This window comes from Candidatus Hydrogenedentota bacterium (genome assembly GCA_016791475.1).
In the GTDB taxonomy this organism is placed as follows: domain Bacteria; phylum Hydrogenedentota; class Hydrogenedentia; order Hydrogenedentales; family JAEUWI01; genus JAEUWI01.
In genome coordinates, this window is the sequence record JAEUWI010000451.1 from 1 (window position 1) to 525 (window position 525).

Here is a 525-nt window from a genome sequence, read left to right on the forward strand (position 1 = left end):
CAGCAGCGCCCCCTGCGGATGCTCCACAACCGCCGGGCGAAGTATCGTCAGCCAGTGTTCCCACACGATGCCCTGCCACGTCTGCGAGGTCAGGCGGATCGTGGTCACCGAAAGACCATCGATTTCCTCGGTCTCCACGATCTTGTATCCGTAGGACGCATCCGGACTCGCAACGTATGATTTCAGATCGGCCCGAGCCGGGAACGCGGCGAGAAACACACCAACAGCAAGCAGCCAGGGCAGGCCGAACTTCCGCAACGACATGAAGACTCTCCTCACTTAACGACCGACAGGTAAACACTTCCCCTAAAACCACAAACACTCCCCGGGGGTTTAGCGGGGAGTGTTGTGCTGCAGTACGTGGAGCACAACAAATGGGAGATGCTGCGTTCCAGCCTACAGTAGTGTGCGAAGATTTAGCAAGTCTTCCGCGAGACAAAGCCCGTCGCAAGACATAAGGTTCAGCTTACGTCGGCGCTCCATTGTTTGAAGAACGCCTGAATTCCTTTTATGGGCTTCAATTTG

Annotated in this window: 1 protein-coding gene; it reads right to left on the reverse strand. The window is 56.0% G+C overall.

What is annotated here, in order from left to right; translation table 11 throughout:
- Window positions 1–264: hypothetical protein (locus JNK74_30195; protein MBL7650441.1), on the reverse strand; the 264-nt coding region annotated here is incomplete at its 3' end.
- Window positions 265–525 lie beyond the last annotated feature (261 nt).